This is a genomic window from Dietzia sp. CW19, from assembly GCF_014145265.1.
GTDB lineage: Bacteria > Actinomycetota > Actinomycetes > Mycobacteriales > Mycobacteriaceae > Dietzia > Dietzia natronolimnaea.
On sequence record NZ_JAALEE010000313.1, the window covers coordinates 1 to 2,209 of the forward strand.

Here is a 2,209-nt window from a genome sequence, read left to right on the forward strand (position 1 = left end):
TCAGTTCGCCGTCCTCACGGCGGTGCGGGATCCACGCCTCGGGGACCATCCGGGCCTCCTCTCGTGCCAGCTCCGGTCAATTCCCGTCGGGGTCAGAACTTCCGGAAGCTGTGACCGAGCAGCCGCTTGCCGCCCTCGGCGAACTTGCCGGCCCGGGCCGCGGTGGGCAACAGCGACAGCGCGTTGAGCCGCGAGGTCAGGTGCAGACGCGCGGCCCGCTCTGCGCTCTTCCAGCCCCGGGCCGCGAACGCGTCGGCCTCGCCGGCGAAGAAGCGGGCCTCCTCGTCGAAGCGGCGGCCGTCGAGCGCGCGCACCGAGGAGTCGGAGGCGGAATGCCGGCGGTAGAGGAACGCCAGGGTCGGGTCGTAGACCATGTGACCGCCACCGGTGATCACGTCGACCAGCAGCGCCAGGTCCTGCACCACGTCCAGTCCCTCGCGGAACCCGATGCGGCGGATCCACTCGGAACTCCACGCCAGAGACGGGAAATAGGTCCAGTTCCCGTGCATCAGCGAGGTCATGAGCTTCTCGCCGTGGAGGACCGTGCGACCGTCGGCCTTGGGCGAGGTGAACGCCTTGACGGTGTCGGACAGGGGCCGCACGGGGGCACCGTGTTCGTCGATGACGCTGACGCCGACCTCCATCACGGCGGCGTCGGGAACGGCCGCGAAACCGTCCGCCACCACCTGCAGGTAGTTGGGCAGCATGACGTCGTCGGCGCCCATCACCACGACGATCGGTGCCGTGACCATCTCCAGGCACTTGCGGTAGTTGCCGTTGGCGCCGAGGTTGGTCTCGTTCTTCTCGTAGGTCACCCGCTCGTCGCGCGCGGTGATCTCCCCCATGTAGCGGGCCGGCTCCGGGTCCGGGTAGCCGTCGTCCACCACGACCAGACGGAAGTCGGTGTAGGTCTGGGAGAGGACACTGTCCACAGCCTTCTTGAAGTGTCCGACATCCCCGTAGTAGGGGAGCATCACATCGATGGCCATCGGGGAACCGCCGTCCTTCTCTTCACAGGGTTTTCCGTTCGATCGCATAGTATCGACCGGCGATGAGCAGTGACAGTGAGCGACTCCCAGGACCCTCCGGCGCGGCAGGGGGCGGCCCCACAGGCAACCGCGACGTCTGGCTGGTCGTCCCCTGCTTCAACGAGGGCACCGTGATCGAGGACGTCCTCGGCACCGCACGCGAGACGTTCCCCTACATCGTTGCCGTGGACGACGGTTCGACCGACGACTCCGCGGCGGCGATCCACCGGGCGGGCGCACACCTGGTCCGGCACCCGGTCAACCTCGGGCAGGGGGCCGCCATCCAGACCGGTGTCGAGTACGCCCGCGCGCAACCCGGCGCCCGTTACTTCGTCACCTTCGACGCCGACGGGCAGCACCAGGTCAAGGACGTCCTCGCGATGGTCGAGCGGCTGCGCTGTGAGCCCGTGGACATCGTGGTGGGGACCCGCTTCGGCCGCCCACGCCGCGAGGGCGACCAGGTGCCGCTGATCAAGCGGGTCGTCCTCAAGACCGTCGTCATGCTCAGCCCACGCACCCGCAGGCTCGGTCTGACGGACGCCCACAACGGACTGCGGGTGTTTAACCGGCGGGTCGCCGACGACCTCAACCTGCGTATGAACGGCATGAGTCACGCCAGCGAGTTCGTGGAACTGATGGACAGCCGTGGGTGGCGCGTGGCCGAGCAGCCGGTCGACATCCTCTACACCGAGTACTCCATGTCGAAGGGGCAGTCGCTGCTCAACGGGATCAACATCCTCTCCGACGGTTTCGTGGGAAAGAGGTTGCCGCGATGATCAAGGCACTGCTGTTGCTCGCCGGCGCCGCGCTGGTGGCGTTCTTCCTGGCCAACCGGCGCAAGGCGCGGGCCAAGGCCGGGGTCAAGATCGGCTTCGTGCTGTTCGTGGTGTTCATGGTCTACGCCGTGCTGCGCCCGGACGACCTCACCGTGGTGGCCAACGCGCTGGGCGTGCAGCGCGGCACCGACCTGGTGCTCTACGCGCTGGTGATGGGCTTCGCCTTTGTCACCGTCTCCACGTACGTGCGCTTCCGCGAACAGGAACTGCGCTACGCCCGGCTGGCCCGGTCCATCGCACTGCAGAACGCGGTGCGGCCGGAGGACGAGCCCCACGCGACCGCGGTGATGCCCGCCGCGGACGACGACGACCGCCCGCGACGGTGACCGGGCGGCCGACCCCTCG

Annotated in this window: 3 protein-coding genes; 2 read left to right on the forward strand and 1 reads right to left on the reverse strand. The window is 68.4% G+C overall.

Going from position 1 to position 2,209, the window contains the following annotated elements:
* Positions 1-92: 92 nt before the first annotated feature.
* Positions 93-989: a glycosyltransferase gene (locus tag G6021_RS09925; RefSeq protein WP_182616798.1), complete on the reverse strand. Its 897-nt coding sequence runs from the start codon at positions 987-989 to the stop codon at positions 93-95.
* 62 nt (positions 990-1,051) lie between these two features.
* Between G6021_RS09925 and G6021_RS09930 the strand changes: the two genes are divergently transcribed.
* A complete protein-coding gene (locus tag G6021_RS09930; protein ID WP_241731421.1) occupies positions 1,052-1,804 on the forward strand; it encodes a glycosyltransferase family 2 protein in 753 nt (250 codons plus the stop codon).
* Complete coding sequence (locus G6021_RS09935) at positions 1,801-2,190, forward strand: DUF2304 domain-containing protein (RefSeq protein ID WP_179524455.1); 390 nt, start codon at positions 1,801-1,803, stop codon at positions 2,188-2,190. The genes G6021_RS09930 and G6021_RS09935 overlap by 4 nt, the downstream gene beginning before the upstream one ends.
* Positions 2,191-2,209 lie beyond the last annotated feature (19 nt).